Genomic DNA, 17052 nt, shown 5'->3' on the forward strand with positions numbered 1-17052 from the left:
TTGACAAGATTGTAAAAGGAAGGGAAGTCTGATGGCAGAAGTAGAAGAGTTACGAGTACAACCTCAAGATATCTTAGCTGAGCAATCCGTTTTAGGGGCTATCTTTATTGACGAGAGTAAGCTTGTTTTTGTGCGAGAATATATTGAATCTCGGGACTTTTTTAAGTATGCCCATCGTTTGATTTTCCAAGCTATGGTCGATTTATCCGATCGTGGCGATGCTATAGATGCAACAACGGTTCGTACCATTCTTGATAATCAAGGTGATTTGCAGAATATTGGTGGCCTGTCTTACCTGGTTGAGATTGTCAATTCTGTGCCAACTTCTGCTAATGCGGAGTATTATGCTAAGATTGTTGCAGAGAAGGCCATGCTACGTCGATTAATCTCCAAGTTGACAGAGTCTGTCAATCAAGCTTACGAGGCTTCGCAACCAGCTGATGAAATCATTGCTCAGACAGAAAAAGGCCTGATTGATGTCAGTGAAAACGCTAATCGAAGTGGATTTAAGAACATTCGAGATGTGTTGAATATCAACTTTGGAAATCTGGAAGCTCGCTCGCAACAAACGACCGATATTACAGGTATTGCGACAGGCTATCGTGACTTGGATCATATGACGACTGGACTTCATGAGGAGGAGTTGATTATCCTAGCAGCCCGTCCGGCGGTTGGTAAGACAGCCTTTGCCTTGAATATTGCTCAGAATATTGGGACTAAGTTGGACAAAACAGTTGCTATTTTTTCACTCGAAATGGGTGCGGAAAGTCTAGTGGACCGTATGTTGGCGGCAGAAGGTTTGGTGGAATCGCATTCTATTCGTACGGGTCAATTGACTGATGAGGAGTGGCAAAAATATACCATTGCTCAAGGGAATCTAGCTAATGCAAGTATCTATATCGATGATACGCCAGGGATTCGGATTACAGAGATTCGTTCTCGTTCTCGTAAACTGGCTCAAGAAACTGGAAATCTTGGTTTGATTTTGATAGACTATTTGCAGCTTATCACGGGAACTGGTAGAGAAAATCGTCAACAAGAGGTTTCAGAAATTTCACGTCAGTTGAAAATTTTAGCTAAGGAACTGAAGGTTCCAGTAATCGCTCTAAGTCAGCTTTCTCGTGGTGTAGAACAACGTCAGGATAAGAGACCGGTCTTGTCTGATATTCGTGAATCTGGGTCTATTGAGCAGGACGCTGATATCGTAGCCTTTCTTTATCGCGACGATTACTATGAGCGTGGTGGAGAAGAAGAGGAAGGCATACCGAATAATAAGGTAGAAGTTATTATCGAGAAAAACCGTAGTGGAGCTCGTGGAACGGTGGAATTAATTTTCCAAAAAGAATACAATAAATTTTCAAGTATCTCAAAGAGGGAGGCATAAGATGTCAGATGCATTTACAGATGTAGCCAAGATGAAAAAAATCAAAGAAGAAATCAAGGCACATGAGGGACAAGTCGTAGAAATGACTTTGGAGAATGGTCGTAAGCGCCAAAAAAATAGATTGGGTAAGCTAATTGAGGTTTATCCGTCCCTATTTATCGTTGAATTTGGGAACGTTGAAGGAGATAAACAAGCTAATGTTTACGTTGAATCCTTTACTTACTCAGATATCCTTACAGAAAAGAATTTGATTCATTATCTTGACTAAAGTGAGAAATTTTCTCACTTTTTCTTTTTTCTCCGAATAGTTTAAGTGAAGGTAATCTTCGATTTATATTATTTTTCAAGGAGGAAGAATGAAAATTTCACCATTTAAAGTAGCAGAGACAAGGCTTTCTATTAGAAAGTCAGTTAAAAAGGTTGTTCCTTTTTTAGTAGTAGGGCTGATGTTGTCGGCTGGAGAAAGTGTTCATGCAAACAGTTCTTATGCTCGTGGAGATGATTATCCTGCTTATTATAAAAATGGGAGTCAGAGTATTGATAAGTGGAGGATGTATTCTCGTCAGTGTACTTCATTTGCTGCTTTTCGCTTGAGTGGAGTAAATGGTTTTGAGCTTCCAGGAGCTTATGGTAATGCTGGTGAATGGGGTTATCGTGCTCGTCGTGAAGGTTATCGTGTAGATAATACACCAGCTATCGGATCTATTGCTTGGTCTACTGCAGGAGGTTATGGCCATGTTGCTTGGGTTTCAAATGTGATGGGAGATAATATAGAAATTGAGGAATATAACTATGATTATAAAGGTAATTATAATAAACGAATTGTAAAAGCAAACAAGATGACCGGTTTTATTCATTTTAAAGATTTATCAAGCAATTCTAAAGAAGTCCCAAGCAGTTCAAAAGATTCGACAAGGAATCATGTTGTGACCAGTCAATCGTCATCTTTGATGAGAGGAACTCATTATTTTAAGGTGGAGACTCCTATTAAAGATCAACCATTATTGAATGCAACTCCACTTGCATATTATTCTCCAGGTGAGAGTGTTCATTATGATCAGGTGATAGAAAAGGATGGTTACAAGTGGTTGAGTTATATTTCTTATAGCGGGAGTCGACGTTATATTCAGTTGGAGGGAGTTACTTCGTCACAAAATCAATCAGTAAATAAATCTAATCATGGTTTAAATAATGGATTGACTGTGGGTTGGAAGAAAATAAATGGTAGTTGGTATTATTTCAAATCAGATGGATCTAAGGCGACGGGATGGCTGAAAGATGGTTCTACCTGGTATTATTTGAAGTCATCTGGTGAAATGCAGACAGGCTGGTTACAGGAGAAAGGATTTTGGTATTATCTAGATGATTCAGGGGCAATGAAAACGGGCTGGTATCAAGTCTCTGGTAAGTGGTATTATTCTTACTCTTCAGGTGAGCTAGCTGTTAATACAATAGTAGACGGTTATACTGTAAATCATAATGGTGAGTGGATTAAAGAAAAATAAACTAAAAAACTTGATTCATTATCATTTTTAACTATATTCAAAAGTAATTAGCACTATTTTAAATATTTACTTGAAGCGTTCTTATATATTTTTTTATTGTAGCTTGTTTGATCCGAACTATTTTCATGAGATAAATTCTTTAATAAAGAATTTATTGCTTATCTAGGTTTCCGTAGTAATATTAGAAAGTTAAAAATATGTTTATATTGACATTATTCTTTTCTAGTCGATATAAATATATTTTTTGAATGGTTTAATATATTGTTTTTGTTAATCTATATTAAAAGTTGTAATAGAGAGAAATATAATTCCACAAAGGGGCGTTTTAAAAATGGATAAAAAAATGATCTTGACTAGCTTAGCTAGTGTTACGGTTTTAGGTGCGGTTTTTGCTGTGTCTCAACCGTCGGTTGTAAAAGTTGATGCACCTACAGCTACTAGCACATCCGTAGAAACTGGAGTCACACCTGACCTGTGGTTAAAACTCCAAAAACTGAAGTCGGAAAAGCTAAAGAAGATTTAACTGAAACAATTGAAAACTTGACGGATGATGCTGAGGAATTAAAAGCCGATGCTGAAAAGAAAGCTGAAATTGGTAAAGAAGCTATTCTAGATTACGTTGAAAAAGGTGATTTATCTGCTAAAGATGTTCTAAAAGAATTAGAAAACGACCATAACACTAGAAACAAAGCTCCTGAAAAAGTTGATAAAACTAAAAAATTAGATGCTGAAGAAGCTAAAAAAATTGATGAAGCTGCTAAAAAAGAAGCTTCTAAATCAATCGTTAAAAAACTTACAGATATAGCTGATGATTTAGCTGATACTGGTGAAAAAGCTAAGGTAGTAGAAGAGAAAAATGCTGCCTTAGATAAACAAAAAGAAACCTTAGAAAAAGCTAAAGTTGCTCTTGAAACAGCTAAAACGAATAAAGCTGATCAAGATGTTATCGATAAATTACAAGATGCTGTAACTAAACTAGAAGGTTCTGTCGCTTCTGCTAAAGCTTCTGTTGATGAAGCTTTAGCTAAATTTGACGAAGTTAATGAATCATTACAAGATCGTAAGCAATCGATATACTAACTGACGATGACAACGCAACTTTAGGTTACATCGAAAAATTAAAAGAAGTTCCTAAGGATGAAGAACTGAAAGACTTCAGTGGTGGAGTAAGTGATGATGCAACACCTACTGAACCTGCTAAGGAAGCAGATGAAGTACCAACTGCTCCTAACGTTCCAGAATTTAATGGTGGTGTGAATCCTAGTGATTCTCCTTCTGGAGATAATGAATCTGATTTCAATGGTGGGGTAAATGATACAACACCTCCTACTGTAGCCGATGCTCCAGAATATACAGGAGGCGTTAATAGTGTAGAAGCAGCAATTAACGAAGTTCCACAATATACTCTTACAACAGCAGGTACTAACAAGGATAATACTTATCAAGCGCCAGCAGTAAAAACAGAAGATAAAAAAGAACTTCCAAATACTGGTGGTAAAGATAATGTTGCAGTTGCATCATTAGGATTCCTTGGATTGTTCCTTGGTGCCCTTCCATTTGTGAAACGTAAAAACTAATTCATTTCGTAGTTTGAAAGAGAGGGAGTAACTTCCTTCTCTTTTTACTATTATCTTAGTTTCTCTCAGGGAACTCTTCCCAATGGTATTTTTTGGTGCTTTCCTTTATAATGGGTGTATGGATAAGAAAAAATTATTATTGATTGATGGGTCTTCTGTTGCTTTTCGGGCGTTTTTTGCGCTCTATCAGCAGTTGGACCGTTTTAAGAATGCGGCTGGTTTGCATACCAATGCGATTTATGGCTTTCAGTTGATGTTGAGCCATTTGTTGGAGCGGGTTGAGCCAAGTCATATTTTGGTGGCTTTTGATGCAGGAAAGACGACCTTCCGTACAGAGATGTATGCGGACTATAAGGGTGGTCGGGCTAAGACTCCTGATGAGTTTCGTGAGCAATTTCCTTTCATTCGTGAGTTGTTGGATCATATGGGGATTCGTCACTATGAATTGGCTCAGTATGAGGCGGATGACATTATTGGGACACTAGATAAATTAGCTGAGCAAGATGGTTTTGATATTACCATTGTCAGTGGGGACAAGGACTTGATTCAGCTGACGGATGAGCATACGGTGGTTGAGATTTCCAAGAAAGGTGTGGCTGAGTTTGAGGCCTTTACGCCAGAATATCTTATGGAAAAGATGGGCATTACACCGGCTCAGTTTATCGATCTCAAGGCGCTCATGGGTGATAAGTCGGATAATATCCCTGGAGTGACCAAAATCGGTGAAAAGACGGGTATCAAGCTCTTGCTGGAGCATGGTTCGCTTGAGGGGATTTATGAAAATATTGATGGGATGAAGGCTTCTAAGATGAAGGAAAATCTTATCAATGATAAGGAACAGGCCTTTTTGTCTAAAACACTAGCGACCATTGATACCAAGGCACCGATTGAGATTGGTTTGGAGGAGTTGGTCTATAGCGGTCCAGATGTTGAAAACCTTGGGAAATTCTACGATGAGATGGGCTTCAAACAGCTCAAGCAGACTTTAAATGCATCGTCAGCTGAAGTGGCTGAGAGTTTGGACTTTACTATTGTTGACCAAATCAGTCAAGACATGCTGAGTGAAGAGTCTATCTTCCATTTTGAGCTTTTTGGTGAGAATTACCATACGGATGATTTGGTTGGTTTTGCCTGGTCTTGTGGGGAAAAGCTCTATGCTACAGACAAGCTTGAGCTTTTTCAGGAACCTATTTTCAAGGATTTCTTAGAAAAAACATCTTTGAAAATTTATGATTTTAAAAAATCCAAGGTTCTCTTGCGTCGTTTTGGTGTGGATTTGCAGGCTCCTTCCTTTGATAGCCGCTTGGCTAAATACTTATTATCAACTGTAGAAGACAATGAAATTTCAACCATTGCTAGACTGTATGGTCAGACTTACTTGGTTGATGATGAGACCTTCTACGGTAAAGGTGTTAAAAAGGCCATTCCTGAACGTAAGAAATTCTTGGAACATTTGGCGCGTAAGCTTGCTGTTTTGGTTGAGACTGAGCCTGTTTTACTTGAAAAACTCAGTGGAAATGGGCAATTAGAGCTTCTTTATGATATAGAGCAACCTCTGGCTTTTGTCCTTGCCAAGATGGAAATTGCTGGGATTACGGTCAAGAAAGAGACCTTGCTTGAGATGCAGGCTGAAAATGAGATTGTCATTGAAAAACTGACTCAGGAGATTTATGAACTGGCTGGTGAGGAGTTTAATATTAACTCGCCTAAGCAGCTGGGCGTACTTCTCTTTGAAAAATTGGGGCTACCTCTAGAATACACTAAGAAAACCAAAACTGGATACTCGACTGCGGTGGATGTCTTGGAGCGCCTGGCTCCTATTGCTCCGATTGTTAAGAAAATTCTTGACTACCGTCAGATTGCTAAGATTCAATCCACTTATGTAATTGGTTTGCAGGACTGGATTTTGGCTGATGGCAAGATTCATACTCGCTATGTGCAGGATTTGACCCAAACAGGTCGTCTGTCTAGTGTGGATCCAAACTTGCAAAATATTCCTGTGCGTTTGGAGCAGGGCCGTCTCATTCGGAAGGCTTTTGTGCCTGAGTGGGAGGATAGTGTCCTTCTCAGCTCGGACTATTCACAGATTGAATTACGCGTTTTGGCACATATTTCTAAGGATGAGCACTTGATTAAGGCTTTCCAAGAGGGGGCAGATATCCATACTTCGACAGCCATGAGGGTCTTTGGCATTGAGCGTCCTGAGGATGTGACTGCAAACGACCGTCGAAATGCCAAGGCAGTCAACTTTGGAGTGGTTTACGGGATTTCAGACTTTGGTTTGTCTAATAATTTGGGAATTAGTCGTAAGGAGGCCAAAGCCTACATTGATACCTACTTTGAACGCTTCCCAGGTATTAAAAACTACATGGATGAAGTGGTGCGTGAGGCGCGTGATAAGGGCTATGTAGAGACCCTCTTTAAGCGTCGCCGTGAGTTGCCAGATATCAATTCGCGCAACTTCAACATTCGCGGTTTTGCAGAGCGGACAGCTATCAACTCTCCTATCCAAGGATCGGCGGCAGATATTCTCAAGATTGCCATGATTCAGCTGGATAAAGCCTTGGTTGCAGGTGCTTATCAGACTAAGATGCTGTTACAAGTGCACGATGAAATCGTCCTTGAAGTTCCTAAATCTGAGCTGGCAGAGATGAAAAAATTGGTCAAACAAACCATGGAAGAAGCTATTCAACTCAGTGTTCCCCTCATCGCAGATGAGAATGAAGGGGTAACCTGGTACGAGGCTAAATAAAAAGTTATGTAGAGTTTGAAGCATTTGTTTTCAAACTCTTTTTCATGTTTTTCTGTAAGCAGTTTCCTTGACATTTTTTTTGTTTTGCGCTATCATATGTCCATATAATATATGGGAGTCTGTGTACAGTCTGAGAGGAAGTGTTAAACTTCGACCGCACCTGATCTGGGTAATGCCAGCGTAGGGAACGTTACTTAATCTATTCTGCACCTTTTCCATATATGGTAAAGGTTTTTCTTTTTGTCAAAGGAAAATGAGAAGAGGAGGTTGTTATGAAAGCAAGCATTGCCTTGCAAGTTTTACCCCTATCACAGGGGATTGATCGGATAGCTGTTATCGATCAGGTCATTGCTTATCTGCAAGCTCAAGAAGTGACCATGGTGGTGACACCATTTGAAACGGTCTTGGAAGGAGAGTTTGATGAGCTCATGCGCATTCTCAAAGAAGCGCTAGCAGTGGCAGGGCAGGAGGCAGACAATGTCTTTGCCAACGTCAAAATAAATGTAGGAGAGATTTTAAGTATTGATGAGAAGCTTGAAAAGTATACTGAGACGACACATTAGTCTATTGGGCTTTCTAGGAGTCTTGTCAATCTGGCAGCTAGCAGGTTTGCTTAAACTTCTCCCCAAGTTTATCCTGCCGACACCTCTTGAAATTCTCCAGGCCTTTGTTCGTGATAGAGAATTTCTCTGGCACCATAGCTGGGCGACCTTGAGAGTGGCTTTGCTGGGGTTGGTTCTGGGAGTTTTGATTGCCTGTCTCATGGCTGTGCTTATGGATAGTTTGACTTGGCTTAACGATCTGATTTACCCTATGATGGTGGTTGTTCAGACCATTCCGACCATTGCCATAGCTCCTATCCTGGTCTTGTGGCTCGGTTATGGGATTTTACCCAAGATTGTCTTGATTATCTTGACGACTACTTTTCCTATCATCGTTAGCATTTTGGACGGTTTTAGGCATTGTGACAAGGATATGCTGACCTTGTTTAGTCTGATGCGGGCCAAACCTTGGCAAATCCTGTGGCATTTTAAAATCCCAGTCAGCTTGCCCTACTTTTATGCAGGTCTAAGAGTCAGTGTCTCTTACGCTTTTATCACAACAGTAGTATCTGAGTGGTTGGGAGGCTTTGAAGGACTAGGTGTCTACATGATTCAGTCCAAGAAACTGTTTCAGTATGATACCATGTTTGCTATTATTATTCTGGTATCGATTATCAGCCTTTTGGGTATGAAGTTGGTCGATATTAGTGAAAAATATGTTATTAAATGGAAACGTTCGTAGAATAAGGATGTTTCAAAAAAGAAAAGAGGAAATCAAAATGAAGAAAACATGGAAAGTGTTTTTAACTGTTTTAACAGCTCTTGTAGCTGTTGTGCTTGTGGCCTGTGGTCAAGGAACTGCTTCTAAGGACAACAAAGAAGCAGAACTCAAGAAGATCGACTTTATCCTAGACTGGACTCCAAATACCAACCACACAGGGCTTTATGTTGCTAAGGAAAAAGGTTATTTCAAAGAAGCTGGTGTGGATGTTGATTTGAAATTGCCGCCAGAAGAAAGTTCTTCTGACTTGGTTATCAATGGTAAGGCACCATTTGCAGTCTATTTCCAAGATTACATGGCGAAGAAATTGGAAAAAGGGGCAGGAATCACTGCCGTTGCAGCTATCGTAGAACACAATACATCAGGAATTATCTCTCGTAAATCTGATAATGTAAGCAGTCCAAAGGACTTGGTTGGTAAGAAATACGGAACTTGGAATGATCCAACTGAACTTGCTATGTTGAAAACCTTGGTAGAATCTCAAGGTGGGGACTTTGATAAAGTCGAAAAAGTACCAAACAACGATTCAAACTCTATCACACCGATTGCCAATGGAGTATTTGACACTGCTTGGATCTACTATGGATGGGATGGTATCCTTGCAAAATCTCAAGGCGTAGAGGCTAACTTCATGTATTTGAAAGACTACGTCAAGGAATTTGATTACTACTCACCAGTTATCATCGCAAACAACGACTACCTCAAAGACAACAAAGAAGAAGCACGCAAAGTTATCCAAGCTATCAAAAAAGGTTACCAATATGCTATGGAGCATCCAGAAGAAGCAGCTGATATCCTCATCAAGAATGCACCTGAACTTCAGGAAAAACGTGACTTTGTCATCGAATCTCAAAAATACTTGTCAAAAGAATATGCAAGCGACAAGGAAAAATGGGGTCAATTTGATGTAGCTCGCTGGAATGCCTTCTACAAATGGGATAAAGAAAATGGTATCCTTAAAGAAGACTTGACAGACAAAGGATTCACCAACGAATTTGTGAAATAATGACAGAAATTAGACTAGAACACGTCAGTTATGCCTATGGTCAGGAGAGGATTTTAGAGGATATCAACCTACAGGTGACTTCAGGAGAAGTTGTTTCTATCCTAGGTCCAAGTGGTGTTGGTAAGACTACGCTTTTCAACTTAATTGCGGGGATTTTAGAAGTTCAGTCAGGGAGAATTGTCCTTGATGGTGAAGAAAATCCCAAGGGGCGCGTGAGTTATATGTTACAAAAGGATCTGCTCTTGGAACACAAGACGGTGCTTGGTAATATCATTCTGCCCCTCTTGATTCAAAAGGTGGATAAGGCAGAAGCTATTGCTCGCGCAGATGAAATTCTTGCGACCTTCCAGTTGACAGCTGTACGAGACAAGTATCCTCATGAACTCAGTGGTGGGATGCGCCAGCGTGTAGCCTTGCTTCGTACCTATCTTTTCGGTCACAAGCTCTTTCTCCTAGATGAAGCCTTTAGCGCCTTGGATGAGATGACCAAGATGGAACTGCACGCTTGGTATCTTGAGATTCACAAGCAGTTGCAGCTAACAACCTTGATCATCACGCATAGTATCGAGGAGGCCCTCAGTCTCAGCGACCGCATCTATATCTTGAAAAATCGCCCTGGGCAGATTGTTTCAGAAATTAAACTAGATTGGTCTGAAGATGAGGACAAGGAAGTACAAAAGATTGCCTACAAACGTCAAATCTTGGCAGAATTAGGCTTAGATAAGTAGAAAAAGAGGGAGTTGGTGAAGATTATCCTTTACCAGCGCCCTTTTTCTTTTAAAAATGAGAAAATTTCGGTATAATAGTCAATTATACCGAAATCATTCTATAATCGTTGATACATAAGGGTTTTATGTATCGCTTTTTTAATTTTGTGGACTTTTTTAAGAACTTTTTATTTTTTCGAGGGCAGTTTCAAAGAATGAGACTGCTCTTTTTTGGTTTTCTTTTGATAAATGGCTGTAAGTATCCATAGTTACAGATATTTTTGCATGGCCAAGCCGTGTCTGTATTTCCTTGTATGGCAGGCCAGCATTAAGCAAGATACTAGCGTGAGTGTGTCGGAAAGCATGAAAGCCTAAATCAGTACAGTTAGCGTTTTTTAAGTGCTTATGTAGGCGATAATCAACCTTTCGAGTATTGACATAGTTGTCAAAGTTATCAGAGAATACTTTCTCATAGGTTAAGCCAATGTTTCTACCGTTTTCTGCTTGTCTTGCTCGGTAGAGACGAAGCATGAGTACTGTTTTATGATCGATATCTAGAACTCTATAGCTTGATTTTGTCTTAGGAGTGTTTACCTGGTTTAAAATGTTGAGTGTTTTGTTAATATCGATTGTTCCGTTCTGCAGGTCAATATCAGACCATTCTAGGGCCAGACATTCACGGATGCGCAGTCCAGTAGCTAGGAGCGTTTTATAAAGCACAGTATCATAGAAATTGATAAAGGTATTCTCCAGGTTATCGAGATAGGAGAGGAAGTTTTTAAGTTCCTGATCTTGAAAGTATTTAATTTCTTGCTTATCTCTTGTTATCTTTCTAGGAATGACAACATCACGAGCAGGGTTATTATCCAATGCCTGGATAGAAACTCCATACTGTAGAATACGTTTATTTAAGGCGTGAAGGTGATTGTATTCTTTATACCCCGTTCCGTCCTGATTGTACTCATCCGCCCACTTATTTACCTGAGTTTGGATAATAACAGGAGTAAGTTTATCTAGTTTGTAAGTACTAAATGAGGGCAAGAGGTAATTATTTAAGCAGCCTTTTATCTTTATCTGCGTGTTAGTTTTTATGGTATGCTGGTAGGTTTGCCAAAATAAGTCCACAAGTTCGCTATAGGTTGTTATATGCGAGCGTTGTTTCCGTGTAGAGCCGTTTTTCTCAAATTCTACCTTAGCCTGGGTGACTTTGTTTTTGAGTTCTTTCTTTGTTCGTGCTGATATGGTAGTCTTGATCTTCTTACCAGTCACAGAATCAATGCCAAGATAGATACTAGAGCGGTAGACTGCTGATCCGTCTTTTTTCGTGTGTTGTGTAATCTTCATGGTTTACTCCTTTTCCATCAGCAGGCAAGCAATTAGAAAAGGTTTTGAGTTTATACCATGCGAGGAGCTACGAGAATGCCCCTATTTTCGATTTTAAGCAGTCAGACGACCAAATGTACCAGAATAAGAAACAAGGCGGATATGGGGCTTATATGGGGTTTGAAAAGGCCCATATATTGCAAGTAGTTCTATCTTAATGTGTCAGTGATATTATACCAATTATTCGGAAATCCAAGTGTGTCCAATACAATGCCGGCTTCAATGGAGTGCGCTTTTTTATTTAGAGCTTTGGTTCTTTTAATAATAGTGTTATGTAATTGAGCGTATTGTGTGGAAGCAAGTAGGCATTGCAAGGCAAGAAAAACATAATATACAGATTGTCTTGATGTATTGGCATTGTTATTGTAATAGTGGAAATAAGCTAGTTGTGGAAGATTCTCACGACATTTATAATTGAAAAGTTTATTATTATGAGCAGTGATATTTCTAATTTCTAGTATATTTTTAATAATACTTTCTAAAGCCTTTCCGCTTAAAAGGTCTTTACTAGGTCTATTTTGGATGTATTCAATATTTTCTTGTAAGAATTGTGATAAATCTCTAGCTATTTGATTTTTTATATCAGTGTTTAGATTTCTATAAAAGTTAAATGCTTGCCCTAATGTAAGTTCATTGATGATAACCCAGAAAGGAACAACGCCATGTTGTTTATAGTGGTGTTTTATAGAATTGTTTTGCTTATCCCTATTATAATCATTGAGTATTCTAGCTAATATACTGATTAAATTTGTAATTTGTGCGAGCCTTTTTGCATCTTTTTGTGTTTCAAAATTATTAATATCTAGATAAGAGTATGGCTTTGGATATGATTCTGAAAAACGATATGCCAGCACGGATTTAAAGTGTTTTTCTGCATCTATAATTGCTTTTAAAAAAGCTGATTTAATTTCTTTATCGTAAAAGTGTGTTGCAGCTATTTCTCTAAAGTCTGCACCAGTTATAAATTCATCTTTTGATGTTTGAAAAAATTTACTATATCCGTTGACGACGTTGTAATAGTTGTTAGTTAGAAGGTATCTTTTACATTCTTCTATGTTATCTATTTCTAAACCTCTAGACTGGAGAAGTTTTATTTGTTCATCTAATGTTTGAAATGGTTTCATATATGTTCCTTGTATACAAAAACACCACCTAGTAGAACTAGGCAGTGTTTCGCGTACTCTGTTCCCTTGGGAGCAGAAACTCTTCTCATTGCCTAATAATACTGTAATTTTTAGTTTTTGTCAATATTTTTAGTTTGTTTTTTAAAAATTTTTGAGTATCGAAAAAATCTCAACGCTGGGAACGTTCGCCTTTTTTCGTCCTAAAACTGTCCCTTCCGTGTTGTTTCGTAGTCCAGTGATTCTTTGAATAGGTCAGATAGTCCAGTTACGTCTTGGTTTGCGAGGAGTTCCATATAATGCGCCCTTGAGTCTTTTGAGACGATGATAGGAGCGTTTAGATACTTCATAGCTAGGTACATGAGTACTAGGCGACCAGTACGGCCGTTGCCGTCGCTAAATGGATGAATCCGTTCAATCTGGATATGGGTATCCGCTAAAATCTCTAAGATTTCTTTTTCATTCTGAGTATGATCTAAGCGATAAGCAGTATTATCCGCCCATTGCGTCATCAGGTAGGGCGTTTCTGCTGGGCTAGCTGTTTGAAATTCCGCCCCGATAATAGCATTTTGAACTTGCTTAAATTGTCCGCGATCATGTTGCAGTCTATCCACTAATAAGGCGTGAAAATCTTGAACCAGTCCCACAGTGAGGGCTTTATGGATTGCCAATGAGTCCAAGAGATAAGAAAAGGCCTGTTTATGGTTTTCAATCTCATAAAACTCACGAATACTTTTGCCGTTGCGTGGCAAGGTGCTCTCTAAGATAATGCTGACGGTTTCGGGTAGGGAAATAGTGTTCCCTTCGATACCGCTAGAATGGTAGGCCATGCGTACCAGTATATCGTCCAGGTAGTCTTGAGCGTAGTCCATGATTCTCCTTTCTATTTTTCAATTTCCCCTGTTTTTGCACAATAGACCATGAAACGATGGTTGCTATTGGCGAATATGGGGGATTTTTTATTGTACGATGATTTCTCCAACAGGGATAAAATCTTTTTGTTTTGAAGATTTTGCGATTAAGTCGTATTGATCAGCAGATTTTTCATACCCAAGGGAAAGAGTAGTGTTGTCGTCTGGTAATTTTTTAGCAAACTCAGATATAGACATCCGAAATATGGTAATTGCATTTTGCTGATTAGTTGTAGCAGAATTTGAATTGATTGCGTCCATAGTCTCTTTTGCGCTATCTTTAGCCGTTCCAGTTAGCAAAATCATGATTGTATCATGCGGTTCGGATGAATCTGAATCGATTACGTTATTTTGAATTTTTACGCTTATTGCGCCAGTTGATTCAGGATCTAATTTTGATTTGATTTCAGAAATTAAATTATCGTATTTACTGTTATCTACTTTGGCTTTAACGTTTGTTGAAGTAGTATTTTTTTGCTCCGTTTTTGGTTGCTCCGAGCTATCTTTGGTAGCTGATTGATTGTTAGAGCAAGCTACTAGGACGGTAGCAGAAAGTAAAATAGCTGATGTGCTTAGTAATTTTTTCATAAGTGGATTCCTATATTCTAATGTTTTCTAATAAAAGATGGGGAATTTTTATAGAATCTTCTCAAATACCATTGTGGCTTGAATGCGGTCACCACCGCCTAAACCTTTGCTTCCACCATTGGCGGTTGTGATGGTATGAAGGCGATAACCTTTTGAAGCTTGTTTATTGATAACATCTTCTAATTCTGTAAGGTTTCCTGATCCAGTACCGAAAAACTTTTCTTTCAAAGTTACCTGTAGGACAACATAGTGTAGTCCATTTACTCCAGATGCGGTAGAAAAACTACCTTCTTGTTTTACAGTGTCAAAAAATCCCATGTGTTTAACTCCTTATCAGTATTTTCAAATAATATTACTTGTCGTTATTTTTTTTAAATGATACTGCATCTTTCTTTGCGAATTTTTTTGCAATAGTTCTAAGCAATTCTCTTTCATCATCGGTGCAGAAAAAGTAGTTAAGCATCAATTCTAGAGCAAATGGTTCAAGATGCTTTCTTAATTTTTCATAGTCATAAAAATCTAAATCGGTTTTTGACAATTGCATATAGTCAAATTCTTGCCATGAGCGATACTCTCTTGGTGTTGGAATGTAACCATCAAATGGGTCTTTTTTATTATTTGAGTAATTTAGCAAGTATCCTACGCTTACTCCGAAGTAGTCAGCTAATTGTTTTGCTTTCTCTGGTTTGATTTGGCTTTCTTCATTTTCCCATTTTTGGTACCCTCTCCGAGTTACGCCCATAGCTTTAGCGACGACCTCTTGTGTGTCGCCTTTTTCTTTTCTTAATTCTTTTAGTCTGTTCATGCATATTACCTCAATTTTAATTATATCACAAAACAATAAAAAGCTAACAAAAAATTCACTTTTTGTTATTTAACTATTGACAGCTAACATTAAATACGCTATACTACAACCAAGCTAACAAATAGTTAGCGAAAGAAAAAGGGGGGAACTTCATTGCTTATTACCTCAACACAAGCAAAAGCGATTCGCCGAAAGCAAGCAGACAAGAAATTGACTGCAAAACAAGCAGGCGAAGAAATAGGAGTTACACAAGTTACCTATCGAAAAATCCGAGACGGTGGCGAAGTAAAGCCTAGCATTTATCAAAAAGCCATGCAGTGGCTTGCAGAAGATTATTAGAAAGGAGCGAACTAATCATAAAACTACTCTACATTTACAGATTTCTCATGTGGTGCTTTACCACTGGGGATTGATAAACAGATCTAGCTAAATATTCGCTAGTGTAATTTGCTTGCTACCTATAGCAGTATCAAGGGTTTGTAGGGGTTCATATTCTCCGATTTTACCCTACTTTAATGCTTTACCTTGGTACTGTTTTAGGTGGCAAGCACTGACAAAAGAAGAAAGGAGTGAACCAATGGAACTGGTTTACATGGACGGCAAGAAAGAGCCGTATACTACGAGCAGTATCGTTGCAGACTGCGCTGAAATTAAGCACAGACATTTGAAGATTTTGCTGAACAAGCACCGAGAGGACTTTGAGAGTTTTGGAAAGGTGCAATTTAAAATTTCACCTTCAAAGAGTGGGCAAAATGTACGGGACTATATTTTGAATGAGCAACAAGCAACCTTGATGATCACTTACTTACGAAATACAGAACCCGTAAAAGAGTTTAAGAAGAACCTAGTCAAAGCATTCTTTGAAATGCGTGACGAACTTTCTAAACGCCACCTTCAAAGAGAACTGGAAAAGCCAAAGCGTAAAAGCTTAACTGAAGCTATTCAAACATGGGAGAAAGCCCCCAAGCATGCCTATAGTACCCTTACAAACTTACTACTAAAGGGAGTGACAGGGAAGAATAAAGCGCAACTCATGAAGGAGCGAGAAAGTAAGAACGGCATTGATGGCTTGACAAGTGCAGAACTGACAAACTATCAACGTTTGGAAGATATGGCAATAGCTATGATTAACTTGAATAGGGGATATTCAGAAATTAAGGAATTAATTTTTAAAGTATAGGAGTATAGAAAATGGAAAATGAATTTCAGACAGTTACAAATGCCAAAGGGTTAGAAATTCCTAAGTATTCCAAGGATTTTAAAAAGCTAGTTGAGAAAGACAGACAACTAGCCGAATATCTTTGTATGAACTACGAGAACTTGGACAGTGAAGACCTGGGCGCATTTCTTGAAACGGTGGAGCAGGGGTTCAGCTGGATTCTGGATCTTATCGAAAGTAAAGACTTGCTTTATAAACCACAGTCAGGTAGTAGTCATGCAAAAAGAAAATAAAAAAATCACTTGCTCAAATTTTAGACGAGGCGAGCAAGCGACAAGATTAAGGATATAGAAATTTTTTCTATGCTTTGATTATAGCAAAAAATATCTATTCTATCAAATATCTAAAGAAAAACCGAAGAGCAGGCAAGCAATTAGAAAAGGTTTTGAAATCAAGCGCTGACAGGGTGATTCTAAGGCCTTGTTTAGTTGAAAGATGGGTAATTACCCACGAAACATCACTACATGCGTCCGCCAACTAGGGGCAATCGCCCAGCGTTTGGAGTGGTGAAGCATACCATATAGAAAACAGGCAAGAAAAAGGACAAGGAAAGGCTAATGGAGAAAAATATGACTCTAGACCTAGACAACATGACACGATCAGAATTTGACAAGCTAATGACTAAAATCAAGGATAGACATCCGAACCTCTTTCAGTTCATCATTGACTTTTTAGATGATAAAGTAACTTCTGAAGAGGTGTACGACTTTCTGAAGATGAAGCGAAGCTATCAAGTAAATTATATCAAGAATTACAAAGCGAGGGCATAGC

The 17052-nt window shown here is 38.7% G+C and carries 20 protein-coding genes and 1 riboswitch; of the genes, 14 read left to right on the forward strand and 6 right to left on the reverse strand.

The genetic code is table 11. From position 1 onward, the window contains the following. Window positions 1-31 precede the first annotated feature (31 nt). The 10 genes from dnaB to CBI42_RS00310 all read left to right on the forward strand — a co-directional run bounded on the left by dnaB (window position 32) and on the right by CBI42_RS00310 (window position 10275). A complete protein-coding gene (dnaB, locus tag CBI42_RS00265) occupies window positions 32-1384 on the forward strand; it encodes a replicative DNA helicase (RefSeq protein WP_049491134.1) in 1353 nt (450 codons plus the stop codon). Between the two features lies 1 nt (window position 1385). Beyond that, window positions 1386-1652 carry a Veg family protein gene (locus CBI42_RS00270; protein WP_001278169.1) on the forward strand — a complete coding sequence of 89 codons (267 nt, stop codon included), beginning with the start codon at window positions 1386-1388 and terminating at the stop codon, window positions 1650-1652. Between the two features lie 88 nt (window positions 1653-1740). Continuing rightward, entirely contained in the window at window positions 1741-2889 is a 1149-nt protein-coding gene (locus tag CBI42_RS00275) for an SH3 domain-containing protein (RefSeq protein ID WP_094752970.1), read from the forward strand. Window positions 2890-3363: 474 nt separating this feature from the next. Further along, complete coding sequence (locus tag CBI42_RS00280) at window positions 3364-3969, forward strand: hypothetical protein (RefSeq protein ID WP_094752971.1); 606 nt, start codon at window positions 3364-3366, stop codon at window positions 3967-3969. Between the two features lie 65 nt (window positions 3970-4034). After that, window positions 4035-4466: an SIALI-17 repeat-containing surface protein gene (locus CBI42_RS13185; protein WP_373433756.1), complete on the forward strand. Its 432-nt coding sequence runs from the start codon at window positions 4035-4037 to the stop codon at window positions 4464-4466. A 118-nt stretch (window positions 4467-4584) separates the two neighbouring features. Next, window positions 4585-7218, forward strand: a complete 2634-nt coding sequence (gene polA, locus CBI42_RS00290; RefSeq protein WP_094753018.1) for a DNA polymerase I — start codon at window positions 4585-4587, stop codon at window positions 7216-7218. A gap of 101 nt (window positions 7219-7319) precedes the next feature. Next, a riboswitch (TPP riboswitch) is annotated at window positions 7320-7422 on the forward strand. Window positions 7423-7490: 68 nt separating this feature from the next. Then, on the forward strand, window positions 7491-7781 hold the full coding sequence (locus tag CBI42_RS00295) for a thiamine-binding protein (RefSeq protein WP_061589694.1): 291 nt from the start codon (window positions 7491-7493) through the stop codon (window positions 7779-7781). Then, on the forward strand, window positions 7744-8502 hold the full coding sequence (locus tag CBI42_RS00300; RefSeq protein ID WP_179211336.1) for an ABC transporter permease: 759 nt from the start codon (window positions 7744-7746) through the stop codon (window positions 8500-8502). Before CBI42_RS00295 ends, CBI42_RS00300 begins: the two co-directional genes overlap by 38 nt. A gap of 37 nt (window positions 8503-8539) precedes the next feature. After that, window positions 8540-9547, forward strand: a complete 1008-nt coding sequence (locus CBI42_RS00305) for an ABC transporter substrate-binding protein (protein WP_094752973.1) — start codon at window positions 8540-8542, stop codon at window positions 9545-9547. After that, complete coding sequence (locus CBI42_RS00310) at window positions 9547-10275, forward strand: ABC transporter ATP-binding protein (protein WP_000136220.1); 729 nt, start codon at window positions 9547-9549, stop codon at window positions 10273-10275. The genes CBI42_RS00305 and CBI42_RS00310 overlap by 1 nt, the downstream gene beginning before the upstream one ends. A 156-nt stretch (window positions 10276-10431) precedes the next feature. Here CBI42_RS00310 and CBI42_RS00315 read toward each other — a convergent pair whose 3' ends face one another. The 6 genes from CBI42_RS00315 to CBI42_RS00340 form a co-directional block, all read right to left on the reverse strand. Next, on the reverse strand, window positions 10432-11598 hold the full coding sequence (locus CBI42_RS00315) for a tyrosine-type recombinase/integrase (RefSeq protein ID WP_094752974.1): 1167 nt from the start codon (window positions 11596-11598) through the stop codon (window positions 10432-10434). 188 nt (window positions 11599-11786) lie between these two features. Beyond that, the gene (locus CBI42_RS00320) at window positions 11787-12761 is read right to left on the reverse strand and encodes an Abi family protein (RefSeq protein ID WP_094752975.1); all 975 of its coding nucleotides are present in this window, start codon (window positions 12759-12761) and stop codon (window positions 11787-11789) included. A gap of 200 nt (window positions 12762-12961) precedes the next feature. Further along, window positions 12962-13630 (reverse strand): Fic family protein, encoded by a 669-nt coding sequence (locus tag CBI42_RS00325; protein WP_094752976.1) that lies wholly within the window; start codon window positions 13628-13630, stop codon window positions 12962-12964. Between the two features lie 87 nt (window positions 13631-13717). After that, the gene (locus CBI42_RS00330; protein WP_094752977.1) at window positions 13718-14257 is read right to left on the reverse strand and encodes a hypothetical protein; all 540 of its coding nucleotides are present in this window, start codon (window positions 14255-14257) and stop codon (window positions 13718-13720) included. Window positions 14258-14305: 48 nt separating this feature from the next. Then, window positions 14306-14575 carry a DUF4177 domain-containing protein gene (locus CBI42_RS00335; protein WP_000505375.1) on the reverse strand — a complete coding sequence of 90 codons (270 nt, stop codon included), beginning with the start codon at window positions 14573-14575 and terminating at the stop codon, window positions 14306-14308. Between the two features lie 34 nt (window positions 14576-14609). After that, complete coding sequence (locus tag CBI42_RS00340; protein ID WP_094752978.1) at window positions 14610-15062, reverse strand: helix-turn-helix domain-containing protein; 453 nt, start codon at window positions 15060-15062, stop codon at window positions 14610-14612. A gap of 153 nt (window positions 15063-15215) precedes the next feature. On the opposite strand from CBI42_RS00340, the gene CBI42_RS00345 reads away from it, so the two are divergent. The 4 genes from CBI42_RS00345 (at window position 15216) to CBI42_RS00365 (ending at window position 17051) form a co-directional block, all read left to right on the forward strand. Then, entirely contained in the window at window positions 15216-15401 is a 186-nt protein-coding gene (locus tag CBI42_RS00345) for a hypothetical protein (RefSeq protein WP_000909283.1), read from the forward strand. Window positions 15402-15639: 238 nt separating this feature from the next. Beyond that, the gene (locus CBI42_RS00350) at window positions 15640-16242 is read left to right on the forward strand and encodes a Rha family transcriptional regulator (RefSeq protein ID WP_094752979.1); all 603 of its coding nucleotides are present in this window, start codon (window positions 15640-15642) and stop codon (window positions 16240-16242) included. Between the two features lie 11 nt (window positions 16243-16253). After that, entirely contained in the window at window positions 16254-16514 is a 261-nt protein-coding gene (locus CBI42_RS00355; RefSeq protein WP_094752980.1) for a hypothetical protein, read from the forward strand. Between the two features lie 336 nt (window positions 16515-16850). Then, window positions 16851-17051, forward strand: a complete 201-nt coding sequence (locus CBI42_RS00365) for a hypothetical protein (RefSeq protein WP_094753019.1) — start codon at window positions 16851-16853, stop codon at window positions 17049-17051. Window position 17052: the final 1 nt, after the last annotated feature.

The organism is Streptococcus sp. KR (assembly GCF_002238115.1).
Taxonomy (GTDB): Bacteria; Bacillota; Bacilli; order Lactobacillales; family Streptococcaceae; genus Streptococcus.

What these genes read in the sequence shown, in the direction of transcription:
- dnaB (WP_049491134.1), top strand. Translation starts at nt 32, where the DNA reads ATGGCAGAAGTAGAAGAGTTACGAGTACAACCTCAAGATATCTTAGCT.
- CBI42_RS00365 (WP_094753019.1), top strand. Translation starts at nt 16,851, where the DNA reads ATGACTCTAGACCTAGACAACATGACACGATCAGAATTTGACAAGCTA.
- CBI42_RS00355 (WP_094752980.1), top strand. Translation starts at nt 16,254, where the DNA reads ATGGAAAATGAATTTCAGACAGTTACAAATGCCAAAGGGTTAGAAATT.
- CBI42_RS00305 (WP_094752973.1), top strand. Translation starts at nt 8,540, where the DNA reads ATGAAGAAAACATGGAAAGTGTTTTTAACTGTTTTAACAGCTCTTGTA.
- CBI42_RS00300 (WP_179211336.1), top strand. Translation starts at nt 7,744, where the DNA reads ATGAGAAGCTTGAAAAGTATACTGAGACGACACATTAGTCTATTGGGC.
- CBI42_RS00315 (WP_094752974.1), bottom strand. Translation starts at nt 11,598, where the DNA reads ATGAAGATTACACAACACACGAAAAAAGACGGATCAGCAGTCTACCGC.
- CBI42_RS00325 (WP_094752976.1), bottom strand. Translation starts at nt 13,630, where the DNA reads ATGGACTACGCTCAAGACTACCTGGACGATATACTGGTACGCATGGCC.
- CBI42_RS00350 (WP_094752979.1), top strand. Translation starts at nt 15,640, where the DNA reads ATGGAACTGGTTTACATGGACGGCAAGAAAGAGCCGTATACTACGAGC.
- CBI42_RS00330 (WP_094752977.1), bottom strand. Translation starts at nt 14,257, where the DNA reads ATGAAAAAATTACTAAGCACATCAGCTATTTTACTTTCTGCTACCGTC.
- CBI42_RS00275 (WP_094752970.1), top strand. Translation starts at nt 1,741, where the DNA reads ATGAAAATTTCACCATTTAAAGTAGCAGAGACAAGGCTTTCTATTAGA.
- polA (WP_094753018.1), top strand. Translation starts at nt 4,585, where the DNA reads ATGGATAAGAAAAAATTATTATTGATTGATGGGTCTTCTGTTGCTTTT.
- CBI42_RS00310 (WP_000136220.1), top strand. Translation starts at nt 9,547, where the DNA reads ATGACAGAAATTAGACTAGAACACGTCAGTTATGCCTATGGTCAGGAG.
- CBI42_RS00335 (WP_000505375.1), bottom strand. Translation starts at nt 14,575, where the DNA reads ATGGGATTTTTTGACACTGTAAAACAAGAAGGTAGTTTTTCTACCGCA.
- CBI42_RS00320 (WP_094752975.1), bottom strand. Translation starts at nt 12,761, where the DNA reads ATGAAACCATTTCAAACATTAGATGAACAAATAAAACTTCTCCAGTCT.
- CBI42_RS00270 (WP_001278169.1), top strand. Translation starts at nt 1,386, where the DNA reads ATGTCAGATGCATTTACAGATGTAGCCAAGATGAAAAAAATCAAAGAA.
- CBI42_RS00340 (WP_094752978.1), bottom strand. Translation starts at nt 15,062, where the DNA reads ATGAACAGACTAAAAGAATTAAGAAAAGAAAAAGGCGACACACAAGAG.
- CBI42_RS00295 (WP_061589694.1), top strand. Translation starts at nt 7,491, where the DNA reads ATGAAAGCAAGCATTGCCTTGCAAGTTTTACCCCTATCACAGGGGATT.